Genomic DNA, 19,078 nt, shown 5'->3' with positions numbered 1-19,078 from the left:
CCGTGCCTGCGGGCGGGGCCGCTCAGTTCACCGGTGCCTTCGAGCGCAGCACGGTGAGGAACTCGCGCATCCACGCGGGATGATCAGGCCAGGCGCGGGACGAGACGAGGGTGCCGTCGACGACCGTCTCCGTGTCCTGGAAGCCCGCTCCGGCCGCCTGCATGTCCGGCTCCAGCGCCGGGTAGGCGGTGACCCGGCGACCGCGCAGGCCGTCCATCGCGGCGGTGATCAGGGGGCCGTGGCAGATCTGGGCGACTGGCTTGTCGGAGTCGAAGAACCCCTTGACGATCTTGCGGAGTTCGGGGTCGTTGCGCAGGTACTCGGGAGCCCGGCCGCCGGGGATGACGAGGGCCGCGTACTCGCCCGGGTCCACTTCGGAGAAGGCAAGGTCGGCGGGCCAGGTGTAGCCGGGCTTCTCGGTGTAGGTGTCGTGGCCGGGTTCGACGTCGTGGACGACGAATCGGAGGGTTTTGCGGGAGGGGGCCGCGATGTGGACCTCGTAGCCTTCCTCGCGTAGGCGCTGGTAAGGGTAGAGGACTTCCAGGGACTCCGCTGCGTCTCCGGTGACGATGAGGATCTTCGCGGGCATGTCGGCTCCTCTGGGCTGACTCCACCGGACCCCTGGAGAGAAGTCCGGGCGGAGCGCACTGGCTCACTGTCCTGCGCAACGTGCCCCCGCCAGGCTCGTCTGCCAAGAGGGCCCGTCACCTTTTTCAGAGTGTCCTGCCGGAGGGCGGGACGGCGCGACCGGATGAGGCACCTGCGCCGTGACCGGCCTGGGGGTAGCTGATGGTGACCGGAAGGGGTACTCGGTCAGGGCCGGGGTCCGATGTTCACACTGGGCCGGACGGCACATCGGGCATGGCTGGATATGTCACCCGCCCCCGCCTTGGCGCTGTGCAGAACGTCAAAGTTCACCCCCTGGTTTTGTACACATACGGCTCATGACGGGTCCGGGGTGAGGAGCGATAGCCTTGTGGCGTGATCAGCGCGATATCTCGCGGGGGCGCTTCTGCTCCTGCCTTGCGCCCGGGTTGCACGGAGCACCTCCGTGACCGGGCGGCGGTCGCTGGTCTTCGTGGGCGGGAGGGGGCCGCAGGAGCTCCCACGACGCCGGGGACGGCCCGGGACGCGGCGGTGCCGAGCGCAGCGTCGCACCCGGTAGGTACGTCGAGAACGGCCGAAGTCCCCCCGCTCATCTCACCTCGCGGCGTTGCGCCGGAACGGACCGGACACCCCGGGCCGTGGCGTTGCCCCGGAGGGGAAGAGACCGTACTTCCTTCTACGTCACGCAACGGCGCGCGACAGGAGTCAGAGGACAATGCAGACCAAGCTGGACGAAGCCAAGGCCGAGTTGCTCGAACGGGCCGCCCGGGTAGCTGAGAACAGCCCGGTCGGGGGGCACCTACCGACCGGGACGACGAGCGAGGGCACCCCCGGCTCCCCGGACGGCGAGTCGGTGCTCGCGTTCCTCCAGCGCTACTACCTGCACACCGCCCCCGAAGACCTCACTGGCCGTGACCCGGTCGACGCGTTCGGTGCGGCGGTCTCGCACTACCGCCTCGCCGAGAACCGGCCCCAGGGCACCGCGAACGTCCGGGTGTACACCCCGACCGTGGAAGAGAACGGCTGGACCTGCAGCCACACCGTGGTGGAAGTCGTCACCGATGACATGCCCTTTTTGGTCGACTCGGTCACCAACGAGCTGACCCGCCAGGGGCGCGGCATCCATGTCGTCATCCACCCGCAGTTCGTCGTCCGGCGCGATCTGACCGGCAAACTGATCGAGGTAGTGCCGGCCCAGCCCACCGGCGCCCTTCCGCACGACGCGCACGTCGAGTCGTGGATCCACGTCGAGATCGACCGGGAGACCGACCGTTCCGACCTGAAGCAGATCTCCGCCGACCTGCTGCGCGTCCTGTCCGACGCCCGCGAGGCCGTCGAGGACTGGGAGAAGATGCGGGACGCGGCGATCCGGATCGCCGACGGCCTGGAGGACGAGGCCCTCCCCGGCGACCTGCCCCGGCCCGAGGTCGAGGAAGCCCGCGAGTTGCTGCGCTGGTTGTCCGCCGATCACTTCACCTTCCTCGGCTACCGCGAGTACCAGTTGCGCGACGACGACACGCTCGCCGCCGTGCCCGGCACCGGCCTCGGCATCCTGCGCTCCGACCCGCACCACGCCAAGGACGACCAGCACCCGGTCAGCCCCTCCTTCGAGCGGCTCCCGGCCGACGCCCGCGCCAAGGCGCGCGAGCACAAGCTCTTGGTGCTGACCAAGGCCAACAGTCGGGCCACCGTGCACCGGCCGTCGTACTTGGACTACGTCGGGGTCAAGAAGTTCGACGCGGACGGCAACGTCGTCGGCGAGCGCCGCTTCCTGGGCCTGTTCTCCTCCGCCGCGTACACCGAGTCCGTGCGCCGCGTGCCGGTGATCCGCCGCAAGGTCGACGAGGTCCTGGCCCGCGCCGGGTTCTCGCCGCACAGCCACGACGGCCGTGACCTGCTCCAGATCCTGGAGACCTACCCGCGCGACGAGCTGTTCCAGACGTCGGCCCCCGAACTCCAGTCCATCGCCACGTCCGTGCTGTACCTGCAGGAGCGGCGGCGGCTCAGGCTCTACCTGCGCCAGGACGAGTACGGACGCTACTACTCGGCCCTCGTCTACCTCCCCCGGGACCGTTACACCACCGGTGTCCGGTTGCGCATCATCGACATCCTGAAGGAAGAACTCGGCGGCATCAGCGTCGACTTCACCGCCTGGAACACCGAGTCGATCCTCTCCAGGCTGCACTTCGTCGTCCGTGTCCCACCGGGCACCGAGCTGTCCGAGCTGTCGGACACCGACAAGGAACGCATCGAGTTCCGCCTGGTGGAGGCGGCCCGCTCGTGGACCGACGCCTTCGCCGAGGCACTGACCGCCGAGTGCGGCGAGGAGTACGCGGCCGAGGTGCTGCGCCGCTACAACCACGCCTTCCCCGAGGGCTACAAGGCCGACCACCCTCCCCGCGCCGCGGTCGCCGACCTCGTCCACCTGGAGCAGCTCGGCGAGGAGAAGCCCTTCTCGCTCAGCCTGTACGAGCCGGTGGGAGCCGCGCCCGACGAACGCCGCTTCAAGATCTACCAGAAGGGCGGCTTGGTCTCCCTGTCCCACGTGCTGCCGGTGTTGACCCGCCTCGGCGTCGAGGTCACCGACGAGCGGCCGTACGAGCTGCGCTGCGTCGACCGCAGCACCTCCTGGATCTACGACTTCGGTCTGCGTATGCCCAAGGCGCCCGGCGGCGGCAACGGCGACTACGCGGGTGACGACGGCCGTACGCGGTTCCAGGAAGCCTTCGCCGCGGCCTGGACCGGCAAGGCGGAGAACGACGGCTTCAACGCCCTCGTGCTGAGCGCCGGGCTGACCTGGCGGCAGGCGATGGTCCTGCGCGCCTACGCCAAGTACCTTCGGCAGGCCGGCTCGACCTTCTCGCAGGACTACATGGAGGACACCCTCCGTAACAACGTCCACACCACCCGGCTCCTCATCTCGCTGTTCGAGGCGCGGATGTCCCCGGAGCGGCAGAGCGCGGGCCTGGAGCTGATCGACGCCCTCCTCGAAGAGGTCGACGCGGCCCTGGACCAGGTCGCCTCGCTCGACGAGGACCGCATCCTGCGGTCCTTCCTGACCGTCATCAAGGCGACGCTGCGCACGAACTTCTTCCAGGAGGCGACCGGCGGCAAGCCGCACGACTACGTCTCCATGAAGTTCGACCCGCAGGCCATCCCCGACCTGCCCGCGCCGCGCCCGGCGTACGAGATCTGGGTGTACTCCCCACGCGTGGAGGGCGTCCACCTGCGCTTCGGCAAGGTCGCGCGCGGAGGCTTGCGCTGGTCCGACCGGCGTGAGGACTTCCGCACCGAGATCCTGGGCCTGGTCAAGGCACAGATGGTGAAGAACACGGTCATCGTGCCGGTCGGCGCCAAGGGCGGCTTCGTCGCCAAGCAGCTGCCGGACCCTGCCCAGGACCGTGACGCCTGGCTGGCCGAGGGCATCGCCAGCTACCGGACCTTCATCTCGGCGCTGCTCGACATCACCGACAACATGGTCGCCGGCGAGGTGGTGCCGCCGCAGGACGTCGTCCGGCACGACGGCGACGACACCTACCTGGTGGTCGCCGCCGACAAGGGCACCGCCACGTTCTCCGACATCGCCAACGAGGTCGCGAACCAGTACACCTTCTGGCTGGGCGACGCCTTCGCCTCCGGTGGCAGTGCCGGCTACGACCACAAGGGCATGGGCATCACCGCGCGCGGTGCCTGGGAGTCCGTCAAGCGGCACTTCCGTGAGCTGGGTGTCGACACGCAGAGCGAGGACTTCGCGGTCGTCGGCATCGGCGACATGTCCGGTGACGTGTTCGGCAATGGCATGCTGCTCTCCGAGCACATCCAGCTGGTCGCCGCCTTCGACCACCGGCACATCTTCATCGACCCCACCCCGGACGCGGCCGTGTCCTACGCGGAGCGCCGCCGTCTGTTCGAGCTGCCCCGCTCCAGCTGGGCCGACTACAACACCGAGCTGCTGTCGGCGGGCGGCGGGATCTTCCCGCGCAGTGCGAAGTCCATTCAGCTCAACAGCCACATCCGTGAGGCCCTGGGGATCGAGAAGAAGATCTCCAAGATGACTCCGGCCGACCTGATGAAGACGATCCTGCAGGCGCCGGTGGACCTGCTGTGGAACGGCGGCATCGGCACGTACGTCAAGTCGTCCGGCGAGTCCAACCCGGACGTCGGCGACAAGGCCAACGACGCCATCCGCGTCGACGGCAAGGACCTGCGGGTGAAGGTCGTCGGCGAGGGCGGCAACCTGGGCCTGACCCAACTCGGCCGCATCGAGTTCGCGATGCAGGGCGGGAAGATCAACACCGACGCGATCGACAACAGCGCCGGTGTGGACACCTCTGACCACGAGGTGAACATCAAGATCTTGCTGAACGGTCTGGTCGCGGACGGCGACATGACCGTCAAGCAGCGCAACAAGCTGCTCGCTGAGATGACCGACGAGGTCGGCGCGCTGGTCCTGCGCAACAACTACGCGCAGAACACCGCCCTCGCCAACGCGCTGTTCCAGGCCAAGGACATGCTCCACGCCCAGCAGCGGTTCCTCCGCCACCTGGTGCGCGAAGGCCACCTGGACCGGGCGCTGGAGTTCCTGCCGGCCGACCGGCAGATTCGCGAACGCCTCACCCAGGGCCTCGGTCTGAGCGGCCCGGAAACGGCCGTCGTGCTGGCGTACACGAAGATCACGGTCGCGGAGGAACTGCTGCACACCTCGCTGCCGGACGACCCGTACCTGCGCGGCCTGCTGCACGCCTACTTCCCGACCCAGTTGCGTGACCGGTTCGCCGACGCCATCGACCACCACCCGCTGCGCCGGGAGATCACCACGACCGTCCTGGTCAACGACACGGTCAACACGGGCGGTACCACGTACCTGCACCGTCTGCGCGAGGAGACCGGTGCCTCACTGGAGGAGATCGTCCGCGCCCAGACCGCGGCCCGTGTGATCTTCAGCTCGGCGCCGGTGTGGGACGCGGTCGAGGCGCTGGACAACAAGGTCGACGCGGCCGTCCAGACCCGCATCCGGCTGCACTCCCGCCGTCAGGTCGAGCGCGGCACCCGCTGGCTGCTCAACAACCGGCCGCAGCCGCTGCAGCTGGCCGAGACGGTCGAGTTCTTCGCCGAGCGGGTCGAGCAGGTCTGGCAGGAGCTGCCGAAGCTGCTGCGCGGCGCGGACCTGGAGTGGTACCAGCACGTGTACGACGAGCTGTCCGCGGCCGGCGTCCCGGACGAACTCGCCACCCGGGTGGCCGGTTTCTCCTCCGCCTTCCCGACGCTCGACATCGTCTCGGTGGCCGACCGCATGGGCAGGGAGCCGCTGGATGTCGCGGAGGTCTACTACGACCTCGCGGACCGGTTGAACATCACCCAACTGATGGACCGCATCATCGAGCTGCCCCGCACCGACCGCTGGCAGTCCATGGCCCGTGCCTCCATCCGCGAGGACCTGTACTCGGCCCATGCGGCGCTCACCGCAGACGTGCTCGCGGCGGGCAACGGCACCTCGACCCCGGAACACCGCTTCCAGGCTTGGGAAGTGAAGAACCAGGCGATCCTGACCCGGGCGCGTACCACCCTGGAGGAGATCCGCGGTTCGGACTCCTTCGACCTCGCCAACCTGTCGGTGGCGATGCGCACGATGCGGACGCTGCTGCGTACACATTCGTAGCCGTACGGCACCGAAGGCGCCCTGAACCCGTCTTGGTCCAGGGCGCCTTCGTGCTTCCCACCTCTGCCGTTTCTTGCCGACTCTTAGGAGAAAACGTGCGGCGAATTTACCGTTTCCTGCTGGTCGGTGCGCTTCCGATAGGGTCTGCCGTGTGATCGTGAACCTCATCGAGAATCGTTCTCCTGTCCACCGACCCGGAGTGTTCCCGCAGGATGCATGCCGCGCCGCCTGACACCGAGCCGGTGAGCCGCACGGCACAACCCGGCGGCGCGCGGGCCGGTCGTGTGCTGCCGCAGGCAGCAGCCGCGCTCGTGCTGGTCCTGCTCCTCCTGGTGGTTGTCCGGCTGCCGTGGGCGGGCGACCTCGGCATGCACGCGGCCACGATCCAGCGACTGCGGCACAGCCTGCCGCATCCCGGCAACCCGCTGGTCGACGCCGACACGCCGAGCCCCTACTACTCGCCCTGGATGTTGCTGCTCGGCAGCCTCGCCAGATTGACCGGCCTGTCGGTGTTCGTGATCCTGCGCATGGGGGCCCTCGTCGGACTCGGGCTGCTGGTCACGGGAGTGTGGCGGTACGTCCGCACTCTGAGCGGCCATCGTGCCGCACCCGCGCTGGCGCTGCTGAGCCTGGTCTTCCTGTGGGGGACGGTCGCCTTCAACTGGAGCGGGTTCCTGGGCCTCAACTCCCTGGCACTGACGGTGTCGTACCCCAGCGTGTTCGCGCTCGGGCTCACCTTCCACTTCTGGGCGTGGCTGACGCGCACGGTAGGGGGCGAGGCCGGGTGGGGGAGATGGCTGTCGCTGGGCACGCTGTGGGCGTTGATCCTGCTGTGCCACCAGTTCACGGGGGTCGTGGCGTCGCTCGGTGCGCTGGCCGTACTGATCTCCGCGCGGCCGGGCCGGGTGGTGCTGGCGCGGCTCGGCGCCGCGTTGGCGTTCGCCGCGGTCCTGCTCTGGCTGTGGCCGTACTACGACTTCTTCGCGCTGTTCTCCGCGAGCGCCGACCTGGAGGCCATCCACCAGCCGTTGTACCAGGACCTGATGGGGCGCTTCGGGCTGGTTCTGCTCGGGGTGGTGGCCCTGGCCCTGCGCGCTCGGCGCGACCGCCGGGATCCCCTGGTGCTCTTCTTCGTGCTCGGCGCGCTGGTGTTCGCCGCGGGCGGGTTGACGGGCCATTATTCGTGGGGCCGGGCGCTACCCGCCGCGTTGATCCCGGCTCAGATCGCGGCTGCGCTGGAAGCCGTGTCGGCCGGACGGCGGGCAGTGCGGGCGGGATGGGCGTGTGCGCTGCTGGTCGCACTGGCGGTGGGGGCCTGGGCACAGGCCGGGACGCTCGGGTACGTGGTCAAGCGGAGTGCGTTGCCCGGGGCGGTCGCGGCCAAGTACCGGACGCCGTGGGTGGGGTACCAGTGGATCACACCGTGGGTGAAGTACGGGGACGTGGTGATGGCGCGGACGTATGCGTCCCGGCAGATTCCGGCGTACGGCCCGTACACGGTGGCACCGGGGTATCCCGATGTGTTCCTGCCGGACGCGGGGCGCCGGGAGACCGCGATGGAGCGGTACTTCGCGGCGGGGACGAGCGTGCAGGACCGGCGCGGGATTCTCCGGGAGTACCGGGTGCAGTGGGTCGTGGGAGGCCGGTCCACGGCAGGCCCGGGGCTGCACAGAGTGGCTGCCGGGCCGGACGGACAGGTGCTGTATCGCGTGGAGCCCTGAGCCCGCAACGGACCGGGGGCGGACCAGCGCCGGCGGGCCGCCCGTGCCGGCCTGGGGCTCGCCCCGCTCCGAGGGTGCGTGGGCTCGCCCCACTCCGAAAACGCACTGGCTCCCCCGCTCCAGGAGCGGGGGAGCCAGTGCCCGCGGCCAGCGCCGCCTGACTATCGCGGTTACCGGGACCCTTGCAGATGGCCCGGACTTCTCACCTCATCAGACTCGCCATCAGCCGCGCTGCCCTCCGTACCCTCGGCCGGGCCACCGTGTGCACGACCGGCCGGATCACCTGGGCCGTGACACCGACCGGGCGCCAGCGGATCTGGAGACGGCCTGGAGTGCGGTTCTCCGGCTCGATGGTGACGTCGTGCGGGGTCGCGCCCGAGCGGTAGTCGACGCGTGTGGTGACGGCCGGGAAGTCCAGCGGGGCCAGCAGCAGCCCGGAGTTGGACAGGCCCTGTTGTTGCAGGCGGACCAGCGGATGGCGGACGCCCTCGAAGCCCTGGAAGGGGAGGGGCGCCGAGGCCAGGTCCAGTCGGACGGTCCCTTCGAAGACGCCGGGGCGGATCGGGTCAAGGCGGAAGGGCACCGTCATACGGCGTCTGCCAGGGGACAGCAGCAGGCCGGCGCGCTGCGGCCCGACGGGCAGGCGGAGGCCCGGATCGTAGGTGCGGATGGTGAGGGTCAGACAGGCCCCGGTGCCCGGGGTCAGTTCCGTGATCTCGTGCCGGAACTGGGCGGTGGGGAAGGGACGCGTGTCCAGCTCCAGGTCGGAGACGTCCAGTTCGCGACGGGCCGGGCCGGTGCCGGGGACGCTGTCGCCCCAATACGGCACGCCGGTGCTGTCGGTGGTGACCTGCCTCGGTGCCACCCCGTGGCCGAGGCCGCGTGCGGCGAGTTGTGCGTCGGCCAGGCGGCCGTCCCGCAGCAGTTGCAACACGACCCGTTCGGATCGGGGCAGACGGGCGTACGCCCCGGGCGACAGGGTCTCGAGGTAGGGGTTCGTGGCCTCGGCGAAGGAGTGCAGCCACTCCTCGTCCCGGTAGGGCAGGTCGCCCGCGTACATCCGGAAGTCGTGCTTGAGGAACTTGAAGTCCTTGTCCTCCCGCAATCCGGCGTGTCCGCTGCTCACGAGGAAGTCGTCGATCAGGTGCTGCACGTGGACGCGGTCGCGGACGTTGGAGAGTTTGTGCCGCTGGTTGGAGATGGAGGCGGAGGCCGCTGCTGCGAAGGGCTCGATGTACCAGACGTAGACCGGGTCCGGGATGATGGTGAACGCCTTCGCCAGGCAGTACGCCTGCGCCGAGAACAGCTGGTCCTCGTAATGGATGCCCTCGGGGAAGCGGAGCTGGTGGCGGTCCAGGAACGAGCGGGCGTACATCTTGCTCGTGGACAGGTGCTCGAACAGCAGCCTCGGGTCCGCCTCGATGCCGTCCAGCGTGCGGCGCTCGGCGACCAGGTGGGGCATCCACGTCGAGCGGCGGCCGGTGTCCACCCGGACGCGGCGCACCGCACCCATCGTGAAGTCCACCTCCCGCTCCTGGTGGGCAGCCAACAACAACTCCACTGCTCGCGAAGGGAGCTCGTCGTCACTGTCGAGGAACATCAGGTACGGCGCGCGGGCGATCTCGATGGCCCGGTTGCGTGGGGCGCTGCAGCCACCGCTGTTCTCCGGCAGACGGAGGTAGCGGATGCGGTCGTCCTGTGCCGCCAGCTCCCGTGCCACGGAAGGCGTGTCGTCCGTGGAGTGGTCGTCGCTGATGACGATCTCGATGTTGGCGTGGGTCTGCGCGCGCAGGGACGCGACCGCACGGGGCAGGCGGGCCGCGTCGTTGTAGACGATCACCGTGACGGTGACGTCGGGGGCCGTCATGCCGTGGCCTCCTCGGGGGTCGGGGCGGGGGTCCGGTCCTCCAGCGGGATCACCGGTGGCAGTGAGGTCTCCGGTTCGCCCAGGAACACCCGCCGTACGACCCGTTCGGCGGCGCGGCCGTCGTCGTACTCGCAGAACCGGCGACGGAAGGCGTTCCGCGCCTTTGCCGCGCTTTCGTCGCGCCAGGCACCGGAGAGGAAGATCTCGGTCAGTTCCTCCTGAGTGCGGGCGACTTGGCCGGGGTGCTCCGCCATCAGGTCGAAGTAGACGCCCCGGGTCGTTCGGTAGGTCTCCCAGTCGTCGGCGTAGACGACGATCGGGCGGTCCAGGTTGGCGTAGTCGAACATGATCGACGAGTAGTCCGTGACCAGCGTGTCGGCGGCCAGGCACAACTCCTCGACGGGGTCGTAGGAGGAGACGTCGATGATCCGACCGGAGCGGCGCAGACCGGTCAGCGGAGAGGCGGCGCCGCCGTAGAAGTAATGGGCCCGGACCAGCAGGACCGTGTCGTCGCCGAGACGGTCGGCGAGGGCGGCGAGGTCGAGACGAGGGGCGAAGCCGGCCTCGTAGTCGCGGTGGGTGGGGGCGTACAGGACGGCCGTCTTGCCCGGTGCGATGCCGAGGCGGGCGCGCGCCGCACGGACGTCGGCCGCCGTGGCCCGGTAGAAGACGTCGTTACGTGGGTAGCCGTAGTCCAGGGAGGTGTAGCGGGCCGGGTAGGCGCGCTCCCACATCCGGGTGGAGTGACTGTTGGCGCTGACGCTGTAGTCCCACCTGTCGATGCGCGCCAGCAGGGCGGCGAAGTCCAGGCCCTTGGCGGCGGCCGGATGGTCCATCTGGTCCAGGCCCATGCGCTTCAGCGGGGTGCCGTGGTGGGTCTGGAGGTGGACCTGGTCAGGGCGTTTGACCACTGCGTTGGGGAAGTTGACGTTGTTGGTCAGGTACTTGGCGGTGGCCAGAGTCTCCCAGTAGCGGCGAGTGCCCGGGATGACGTGGTCCGTGCCGGGCGGCAGCAGGGCCGCGTTCTCCTTGTTCACCACCCACACCTGGTGGATGTGCGGGGCGAGCTGGGCCAGTTCGGCGGCGATCGCGGCCGGGTTGCAGGCCACTCCGCGTTCCCAGTAGGCGGTGAACACCGCCAGCTCCGGGTTCACCGGGCGGTCCAGGGCACGGCGGTACTGGTGGTCGCGGACCTTCGCACCCAGTTGGCGTTTACGCGACCGGACGGCCTTGCGGGCCCCGCGGCGGGTGCGGTTGGCGGACTGGAAGGCCCGGTACTTGGTGTAGGCGCCCTCCTCCAGCAGGGCGTGGCGCACACCTTCCAGACCCGCCGGGTGCTGGTGGCCTTCGGGGCGCCAGCGGACCGCCGCCAGGGAGGACCGCCGGAAGAACTCGCGGGCCACCGGTGCGGGCAGGTCCTCGCGGGCGAAGGTGCGGATCAGGTGGCGCACCATCAGGTCGTACAGCACCGCGCGGGGTGCGCGCCGGTCCTTGGTCAGCGGGAACAGGGACTCGTAGCGGTCGATGAGCGCGAGTCGGTCCGCGGGGGTGAGTGGCGGCAGGCTCTCTGGGCGCAGCACGCGGTTTTCGTAGGCCACTTGGTTCAGGCTGGCGACGCGGTCGGCGTGCAGCAGGGCCGCGTAGGCGGCCTGTGCTTCGTCGTCGCTGCTCAGCTGGTGCTCGTGCGCCTGCCAGAACGCGGTGCGCAGGACGCGGTTGCCGAGCAGCGGGGTGATCCGCAGCAGGTCGGCGGCCTCGTCCAGGGGGAGGGCCGTCCGGCCGACGGCGGCGAGGAAACGGCCGTCGCGGGAGGGGGCGGTAGCGGTCTGCCAGGTGGTGGTGACGTGGTCCAGGAGGAGGACGTCGACGGTGGAGGCCTGTTCACCGAGTTCGTCTTCATGGGTGTCGTCGGGGCCGTGGACTTCGTCGAGTTCGGCGATCCGTTCGGCGATCAGGCGGGGCGCGCCGGCCGGCAGGCCGTCCTTGGCGTGCACGAAGTGCAGCCAGCGGCCGGAGGCCCGGGCCGCGCCGGCCGCCCGGGCCTCCGCGTCACCGGTGCCCTCCGGAAGGGGGACGACGATCGTCTCGGGGGCGTGGCCCTCGGCTGTCTCCCGCGCCCAGTCACCGACCGCGGCGACGACCACCTCGACACCGGGGAGCGGGCGTGCCTCCAGGGAGTCGAGTAGTTCGGTGAGATGCCCCTGTGCGTTCGGTCCGTGAACGATGACGCTGAGGTGGGGCATCGCAGGGGACTCCTTAGGCTAGTCGGCTTGGGGTGCCTTTCGTAACATAATGTCACTGAATGAATGAAAGGGATAATCAAACCTGGGGTAAGAAACCCGGATGGAGCCGGGCTTACGAAGGAAGAGGGATCTTCGGCGCGTCCGGTTGCGGTGGGGGTCCGCCGGCCGCGGTTTTCTTTCCGGGGGCGGACTTCTTCGGGGCCGGCTTCTTGTCGCCGGTGAAGGCCTCGTACTCCTTCAGGACCTCCTCCGTCGGCCCGTCCATGCGCAGTTCGCCGCGTTCCAGCCACAGCACCCGCTCGCACGTGTCACGGATCGACTTGTTGTTGTGGCTGACCAGGAAGACCGTGCCGGCGTGCTCGCGCAACTCGCGGATGCGCCGCTCCGAACGTTTCTGGAAGGAGCGGTCTCCGGTGGCGAGCGCCTCGTCGATCAGCAGGACGTCGTGGTCCTTGGCGGCGGCGATGGAGAAGCGCAGACGGGCGGCCATGCCGGAGGAGTAGGTGCGCATCGGTAGCGTGATGAAGTCGCCCTTCTCGTTGATCCCGGAGAAGTCGACGATGTCCTGGTAGCGCTCCTTGACCTGCTCCCGGGACATGCCCATGGCCAGTCCGCCGAGGAAGACGTTCCGCTCGCCGGTGAGGTCGTTCATCAGGGCGGCGTTCACGCCCAGGAGGGAGGGCTGGCCGTTCGTGTAGATGTGTCCGCTCTCCACCGGGAGCAGTCCGGCGATTGCCTTGAGCAGGGTCGATTTGCCGGAACCGTTCGTCCCGATGAGCCCGATCGCCTCGCCCCGGTAGGCGACGAACGACACCTTCTTCACCGCGTGCACCCGGCGTACGCCCGCTGCCTTCTCCGCCTGCTTGCGGCGCAGGATGCGGTTGAGGGCGGCGGTGGCGGTGCCGCGTCCGGCCCCGGTGCCGTTGACCCGGTACACGATGTCGACGTCGTCGGCGACGATGGTGGGGGCCTTCTCGCCCTTGTCGCTGGTTCCGGACCTGTTGGACGACCCGGACTGCCCGGTCGTCCCGCTGTTGTGCTCAGCCACGGCCGTACGTCTCCTCAGCCTTCCAGAAGTAGATGAAGCCGCCGATCCCGGAGAGCAGGGCCCATCCGGTGGCCACCACCCACACGTGCGGGGGCAGGGAGCTGGAGTGGAAGCTGTCGATCAGTGCGAACCGCATGAGGTCGATGTAGACGGCGGCCGGGTTGATCTGCAGCAGCACGGTGACCACGTGCGGCAGGTGATCGCTATGGGTGATCTTGTCGATGCTCCACATCACGCCGGACACGTACATCCAGGTGCGCAGGACGAAGGGCATCAGCTGCGCGATGTCCGGAGTCTTGGCGCCCAGCCGCGCCATGATCATCGACATTCCGGCGTTGAAGGTGAACTGCAGAACGAGCGCCGGGACCGCCAGGACCCAGGAGGCGGCGACGGGGACGCCGAAACTGAGCAGGATGACGATCAGCGCAGCCATCGAGAACAGCAGCTGCTGCAGTTGCTGGAGTGCGAAGGAGATCGGCAGGGCAGCGCGTGGGAAGTGCAGGGCGCGGACCAGGCCGAGGTTGCCGGCGATCGCCCGGGTGCCCGCCATGATCGAGCTCTGGGTGAACGTCCAGATGAACACGCCCGTGACCAGGAACGGCACATAGTCGGGTACGTGGCGCTTGGTGCCGAGCAGTACGCCGAAGATGAAGTAGTAGACCGCCGCGTTCAACAGCGGGGTCATGACCTGCCACACCTGTCCGAGCTTCGCCTGGCTGTACTGCGCGGTGAGTTTGGCGGTGGCGAAGGCGGTGATGAAGTGGCGCCGGGCCCACAGTTGACGGACGTACTCCGGCAGGGAGGGGCGGGCCCCGCTGACCGACAGGCCGTGCCGGGCGGCCAGCGCTGTGAGGTCGTGACCGGTCGGGGGTCGGACAGGGGTCTGGGTCGGGGGCGGTGTGTGGAGGACCTGGCTCACATCCGCTGCTTTCGCTCGGGGGGAGGGGGTGCCGCGTCCGGCTGCGTCCGGCCGCGTCCGTGGTCCGTCGCCCGGCGTTTCCTCGTGCTTTCCCTATCGTTTTCTTACGTCGGGACGGGACCGTATCGTCGCAACGCGAGCGTAGGCCCAATACGCGTCGGAACGCAACCGTTTCGTCGTGACGCCCTATGCTGTCGGCATGACGACGAACGCCGAGGAGCCGCCGCGTCCGCGCCGCCGGACCCCCGCCGGGGCGGCCGTGCTGCGGGAGGACGTGACCGAGGCCATCCGGGCGGCCGTCTTCGAGGAACTCGCGGCCGTCGGCTACGCGCGTATGTCCATCGAGGGGATCGCCCGCCGGGCCGGCGTCGGCAAGACGGCGGTGTACCGTCGTTGGCGCTCCAAACTGCACCTGGTCCTGGACGTCGTCTCGGCGATGGCGGTACTGGGTCTCCCGGTGCCCGACACGGGCTCCCTGGAGGGTGACCTCCGCCTGCTCTACGAGGTCACGGCCCGCGCGCTCCGCCACCCCGTGGCTTCCCAGATCATCCCCGATCTCCAGGCCGAGGCGGCCCGCAACCCCGACATCGCCGAGGCCCTCCAGAAGGCTCTGCGGGATGGCCAGGAGGGCGTGGCGAGCAAGATCGTGGCGGCGGCCGAGGGGCGGGGCGAGATCCAGCAGGGCATCGACCCGGACCTGGCCCTGGACCTGATCTCCGGCCCGTTGTACTGGCGCTCGGTGGTGATCCGCGCACCGAAGCTGCCGAAGGGGTACCTGGAGAAACTGGCGAGGGCGACCGCGGGGGCGCTGCGGGCGGTGTGACTCCGGCCGCAGCGCCCGCCCCTGGCCCGCCAGGAAGGTCGTGGTGCCGGCGCGCGCAGTGCGCGCGCCGGCGATCGCTCCGCATCCGAGGGCCGGGCACGGGCCGTCCGGGCACCGGAGGGACGCGGGCCGCCGTGCCCGGGGCGAGGGCTCCCCTATGACCGTGCCGCCCCCGGATGCGTGCGCACCCAGCCCTCCCAGGCCGACGTGATCATGTCCTGGACGTCGTACTTGGCGTGCCAGCCCAGTTCCGTGGCGATGCGGTCGGCGGAGGCGACGACGCGGGCGGGATCGCCGGGGCGGCGGGGTGTGACGACCGGAGGGCGGTTGTAGCCGGTGACCCCGTTGATCCGGTCGATCATCTCGCGGACGGAGACGCCTTCGCCGCGGCCGATGTTGAGGGTCAGGTCGGTGCCGGGGGAGGAGCTGAGGGCACGGGCCACGGTCACATGGGCCTCGGCCAGGTCCACCACGTGGATGTAGTCGCGGACGCAGGTGCCGTCGGGGGTCGGGTAGTCGTCGCCGAAGATGCGCGGCGGGGCGCCCTCGGTCAGCTTCTCGAAGACCATGGGGATCAGGTTGAACACCCCGGTGTCGGCGAGTTCTGGGGCGGCCGCGCCGGCCACGTTGAAGTAGCGCAGAGACGCGGTGGACAGCCCTGCTGCCCGGCCCGCAGCACGGACGAGCCACTCGCCGGCCAGTTTCGTCTCGCCGTAGGGGGACAGGGGACGACAGGGGGTTTCCTCCGTGACCAGGTCGACGTCCGGCATGCCGTAGACGGCGGCCGAGGAGGAGAAGAGGAAAGACGGGACCTCCGCCGTGGTCACCGCCTCCAGGAGGACCCGCAGCCCTTCGACGTTCTCGTGGTAGTAGTGCAGTGGGCGATCCACCGACTCGCCTACCTGCTTCTTCGCCGCCAGGTGGACGACCCCGGTGATGTCGTGGTCGGCGAGCGTGCGGGCCACCCGGTCGGCGTCCAGTGTCGAGCCCCGGACCAGCGGGACCTCCGCCGGCACCCGCTCGGCGACGCCGGTGGACAGATCGTCGTAGACGACCGTGCGTTCGCCCGCTTCGGTCATCGCCCGGACGATGTGCGCCCCGATGTATCCGGCGCCGCCGGTGATCAGCCAGGTCATGTGCGACTGTCTCCTCTTACCTTCGTCAGCCTGCCGGCTTGTCGTTCGCCGGTCGGCCCATGTCTTCAGTGAAGCAGCCGGCGCAGCCGGCCGCGGACCACCTTGACAACTCCGTGCAGCCCCGTCGCCATGCGCAGGGCCAGTGCCCCGGAGTGCGTCGCGTACGGCTGCACCAGCAGCACGCCGTGCCGGACGCTGGGGACGGCGTGCCGGCGCAGCCGGTCGGCGCCGGCCAGCGCGTGTGCCGTGACGTCCCGGTGCGTGCCGTCCGCGAAGCGGAGCGTCAGGTGCAGGTCCCAGGTGCCTTCACCGAACGCGGCCAGGACGACGGGCACCTCGGCCGACCAGGTGTCTGCGTCGGAGGCCGTGAGGGTGGTCGTCATGTGGGCGGTCGTCCGGTCGCCCTCCCGTGAGCGCCAGTGCAGTTCCAGCTCGCGCGGGCCCGCCTCGGCCACCCTGCCGTACAGCTCGTGCAGCCGCAGGCACAGCAGTGAGGTGCGTGCGCGTGGACGCACCTGCGCCTCCACCGTGAGCGGCAGAGCCCCGGTGGGGCGGGTCTGCAGCGGGGCCAGGGTGACCTGCGGCAGGTCCGTGGACCAGACGGGCACACCGTCGGGGGTACGGGCGTGGGGCGGGAGCAGCCGTGCCGGGCGGGCGGCCAGTTCGCGCAGGCGGGGCAGGTCGCGTGGCTCGGGGGAGGCCAGGATGACCTGGGCGATCAGGCGGCCGGGGGCGGCGGGGTTCAGTTCCCAGTCGGTGGCGTCGTAGCGTGCGAGGTATTCGCGGGTGTGCGCCCACCACTCGCGTTGGTAGTGAGCGTCGCGCAGGCCCAGCTCGCGTGTGTACATGCGCACCTCGTGGTCGAGGAACTTGGCCCGGGCGGCCCGCGCCAGCTCCTTCTGCCCGGCGCCCAGCAGGATGTCGTACGCCAGCGTGCACGCCTCGACGCGCGCTTTCCAGTTGGCTATGCGCCCCCGGTCAAGGGAGAGCGACAACTGCTCGGCGGACCGGCGCACGTGCCACACGTACACGGTGTCCGGTACGAGTGCGATGCGCGGTCCCGCGGCCAGGACGCGTGCGGTGAAGACGAAGTCCTCGTAGAGGAAGCGGCCCTCGGGGAAGCGGATGCCGTGCGCGCGCAGGAAGCCGGTGCGGTACAGCTTGTTGACACACAGTGTGTCGTGGACCAGTCGGGGGCGCTGGGAGGGATGGGCGAGGACGGCGTGGGCCGCGTAGAGGGAGGCCTGCCACGGCTGTTCGCGGCCCGAGGGCAGTTCCCGGCGCACGCACAGTCCGCTCGTTACTTCGGCACCGGCCTGTGTGGCCGCCGCCAGCAGCGCGTCCACCGCACCCGGCGGCAGCACGTCGTCGCTGTCCAAGAACATCACGTACGGTGCCGTCACCGCGTCGATCCCGGTGTTGCGCGGGCTGCCGCAGCCGCCGCTGTTCTCCTCCCGGCGGACCACCCGCACCCTGGGCTCGCCGGCGGCCAGCCGGGTGAGTAGTTCGGCACTGTCGTCGGTGGAGCAGTCGTCCACCGCGATCACCTCGGTGACCGCGGGTCCCTGGGCGAGCGCGGAACGCACCGCATCGCCCACGTGGGCACGGTCGTTGTAGCCGATGACGACGACGGCGACGGCAGCGGCCTCGACCTGATGGTCGGACGGCTGGTCTGACGGGTCTGGATGCATGGGGTCCACGGGCCGGAAGCGTAGGAATGCGGGGTAATAGTCCGTTAGGAGATGCTTAGTGGTCGATTCAGAAGACGGTGGGAAACAGGGCGGGGTTGCGTGGTTGGCGCGTTCTTTCCGGAGGATGTCCGGGTGGACTGCCACAGCCGGACGAACGACAGCGCGGCGGCGGCTGCCAGCAGCGCGTTGCGGCCCAGCATCAACAGGCAGCCGGTCCAGGTTCCCGCGATCACCTCGCGGTAGCACATCGGGAACGCCACCGTGCTCAGCGCGGAAGCCGCCAGGACCAGCAGGGCCACCGGGCGCTGGCCGGTGTGCCGCGAGGTGAGGCACACGGCGGCGAGGCCCAGCAGCCAGATCAGGTACTGCGGGCTGATGACCCGGCTGGTGACCGTGAACAGCAGCACCGCGCACAGGGCCGCGTCATACGGCGTGGCCTCGCTCCAGCGCCTGGCGCGCAGCCGCCACAGCACCAGCAGCCCGAAGGCCAGTCCCGTGAGTGCGAGCGAGGCGGTCGCGACGACGTGCACGTACGGGCCGACCAGTTCGATCGCGCCGTACTGGTAGCGGGGCCGGCCGGACCAGCCGGCGTGCCGTGCGAGGTTGAGCGCCGTGCCGCCGAGCGACTCGATCTGCACCCCGCGCCCGCTCTGTTCCCGAAGGAAGGACAGCGGATCGGTGAAACAGAAGGAGAGCAGGCAGAGGCAGGCGGTTCCGGTGATCGCCGCCCACCCCCATGCCGTGCGGGTTGTCCGCCCCCGGGGCGTGCCGAGCAGCAGCAGCGCCGGCCACACCTTCACCAGCGCGCCCAACGCCGCGAACGCCCCGCCCGCGCGCGGGGAACGCGACGCCCGCAGCAGGGACAGCACGGCCAGGGCGGTGACCTGGACGTCGTACCGGGCGAGCGGGATGTGCAGCAGCAGCGGCAGCCCGCCCGTCCACAGGGCCGCACCGCGCAGGCTCCGTCCGGGACGGGTGCCGGTGCGGACCAGCGTTGCGGCGGTCAGCGCGTCCACGGCCAGGGTCAGCACCACGAACGCTTGGAAGTACGTCACTCCCGGCAGCAGGCCCGGTGCCAGGAGCACCGCGCCAGCGCCCGGAGGGTACTGCCACAGCGCGTCGTGGGTCGGGAAGGCGCCGTGCGCGAGGACGCCGTACCAGTGGTGGTATAGCCGCCACACCTCCCGGGTCACCGAGCCCCCGCCCAGCAGGGGGGCGCTGTCGTGGACCAACAGCCAGAGCATCAGGGTGCGGGTGGCGAGCCAGAGGGCGGTGAGGGCGAGGACCGGGCCGGAGGTGACACGGTGACGGTTCATCGCATGGGAGCCTAAGCGGTGCGGATGGTGTATCCACGCCGATACGCCG

The 19,078-nt window shown here is 70.0% G+C and carries 11 protein-coding genes; 3 read left to right on the top strand and 8 right to left on the bottom strand.

The genetic code is table 11. The features are described from left to right. Window positions 1-22: 22 nt before the first annotated feature. On the bottom strand, window positions 23-589 hold the full coding sequence (locus LK06_RS11710) for a DJ-1/PfpI family protein (RefSeq protein WP_039647909.1): 567 nt from the start codon (window positions 587-589) through the stop codon (window positions 23-25). A 732-nt stretch (window positions 590-1,321) separates the two neighbouring features. Between LK06_RS11710 and LK06_RS11705 the strand changes: the two genes are divergently transcribed. Both LK06_RS11705 and LK06_RS11700 read left to right on the top strand, forming a co-directional pair. Continuing rightward, window positions 1,322-6,265: an NAD-glutamate dehydrogenase gene (locus LK06_RS11705; protein WP_039647911.1), complete on the top strand. Its 4,944-nt coding sequence runs from the start codon at window positions 1,322-1,324 to the stop codon at window positions 6,263-6,265. A 212-nt stretch (window positions 6,266-6,477) separates the two neighbouring features. Then, the gene (locus tag LK06_RS11700; protein ID WP_411572768.1) at window positions 6,478-7,986 is read left to right on the top strand and encodes a hypothetical protein; all 1,509 of its coding nucleotides are present in this window, start codon (window positions 6,478-6,480) and stop codon (window positions 7,984-7,986) included. 202 nt (window positions 7,987-8,188) lie between these two features. On the opposite strand, the gene LK06_RS11695 is transcribed toward LK06_RS11700, so the two are convergent. The 4 genes from LK06_RS11695 to LK06_RS11680 form a co-directional block, all read right to left on the bottom strand. Then, window positions 8,189-9,853 carry a glycosyltransferase family 2 protein gene (locus LK06_RS11695; protein WP_043433580.1) on the bottom strand — a complete coding sequence of 555 codons (1,665 nt, stop codon included), beginning with the start codon at window positions 9,851-9,853 and terminating at the stop codon, window positions 8,189-8,191. Continuing rightward, complete coding sequence (locus tag LK06_RS11690; RefSeq protein ID WP_043433581.1) at window positions 9,850-12,096, bottom strand: CDP-glycerol glycerophosphotransferase family protein; 2,247 nt, start codon at window positions 12,094-12,096, stop codon at window positions 9,850-9,852. Before LK06_RS11690 ends, LK06_RS11695 begins: the two co-directional genes overlap by 4 nt. 112 nt (window positions 12,097-12,208) lie before the next feature. Continuing rightward, window positions 12,209-13,057, bottom strand: a complete 849-nt coding sequence (locus LK06_RS11685) for an ABC transporter ATP-binding protein (RefSeq protein WP_039647961.1) — start codon at window positions 13,055-13,057, stop codon at window positions 12,209-12,211. Between the two features lie 79 nt (window positions 13,058-13,136). Beyond that, window positions 13,137-14,063: an ABC transporter permease gene (locus LK06_RS11680; protein ID WP_039647917.1), complete on the bottom strand. Its 927-nt coding sequence runs from the start codon at window positions 14,061-14,063 to the stop codon at window positions 13,137-13,139. 199 nt (window positions 14,064-14,262) lie between these two features. Between LK06_RS11680 and LK06_RS11675 the strand changes: the two genes are divergently transcribed. Continuing rightward, a complete protein-coding gene (locus tag LK06_RS11675) occupies window positions 14,263-14,886 on the top strand; it encodes a TetR/AcrR family transcriptional regulator (protein ID WP_039647919.1) in 624 nt (207 codons plus the stop codon). A 155-nt stretch (window positions 14,887-15,041) separates the two neighbouring features. Here LK06_RS11675 and galE read toward each other — a convergent pair whose 3' ends face one another. From galE to LK06_RS11660, 3 genes are all read right to left on the bottom strand, one after another. Further along, the gene (gene galE, locus LK06_RS11670) at window positions 15,042-16,022 is read right to left on the bottom strand and encodes a UDP-glucose 4-epimerase GalE (RefSeq protein ID WP_039647921.1); all 981 of its coding nucleotides are present in this window, start codon (window positions 16,020-16,022) and stop codon (window positions 15,042-15,044) included. A gap of 65 nt (window positions 16,023-16,087) precedes the next feature. Beyond that, complete coding sequence (locus LK06_RS11665; protein WP_052318923.1) at window positions 16,088-17,713, bottom strand: glycosyltransferase family 2 protein; 1,626 nt, start codon at window positions 17,711-17,713, stop codon at window positions 16,088-16,090. Window positions 17,714-17,757: 44 nt separating this feature from the next. Next, entirely contained in the window at window positions 17,758-19,029 is a 1,272-nt protein-coding gene (locus LK06_RS11660; RefSeq protein ID WP_039647923.1) for a glycosyltransferase family 87 protein, read from the bottom strand. Window positions 19,030-19,078 lie beyond the last annotated feature (49 nt).

Origin of the sequence: Streptomyces pluripotens, from assembly GCF_000802245.2 — a bacterium.
Classification (GTDB): domain Bacteria; phylum Actinomycetota; class Actinomycetes; order Streptomycetales; family Streptomycetaceae; genus Streptomyces; species Streptomyces pluripotens.
Note: the sequence above shows the minus strand (reverse complement) of the source record. Positions and strands in the feature narration are given on the sequence as shown.

Bases quoted from the DNA above. Each gene is read 5' to 3' on its own strand.
- LK06_RS11710 (WP_039647909.1), bottom strand. From the start codon at position 589: ATGCCCGCGAAGATCCTCATCGTCACCGGAGACGCAGCGGAGTCCCTG.
- LK06_RS11705 (WP_039647911.1), top strand. From the start codon at position 1,322: ATGCAGACCAAGCTGGACGAAGCCAAGGCCGAGTTGCTCGAACGGGCC.
- LK06_RS11700 (WP_411572768.1), top strand. From the start codon at position 6,478: ATGCATGCCGCGCCGCCTGACACCGAGCCGGTGAGCCGCACGGCACAA.
- LK06_RS11695 (WP_043433580.1), bottom strand. From the start codon at position 9,853: ATGACGGCCCCCGACGTCACCGTCACGGTGATCGTCTACAACGACGCG.
- LK06_RS11690 (WP_043433581.1), bottom strand. From the start codon at position 12,096: ATGCCCCACCTCAGCGTCATCGTTCACGGACCGAACGCACAGGGGCAT.
- LK06_RS11675 (WP_039647919.1), top strand. From the start codon at position 14,263: ATGACGACGAACGCCGAGGAGCCGCCGCGTCCGCGCCGCCGGACCCCC.
- galE (WP_039647921.1), bottom strand. From the start codon at position 16,022: ATGACCTGGCTGATCACCGGCGGCGCCGGATACATCGGGGCGCACATC.
- LK06_RS11665 (WP_052318923.1), bottom strand. From the start codon at position 17,713: ATGCATCCAGACCCGTCAGACCAGCCGTCCGACCATCAGGTCGAGGCC.
- LK06_RS11660 (WP_039647923.1), bottom strand. From the start codon at position 19,029: ATGAACCGTCACCGTGTCACCTCCGGCCCGGTCCTCGCCCTCACCGCC.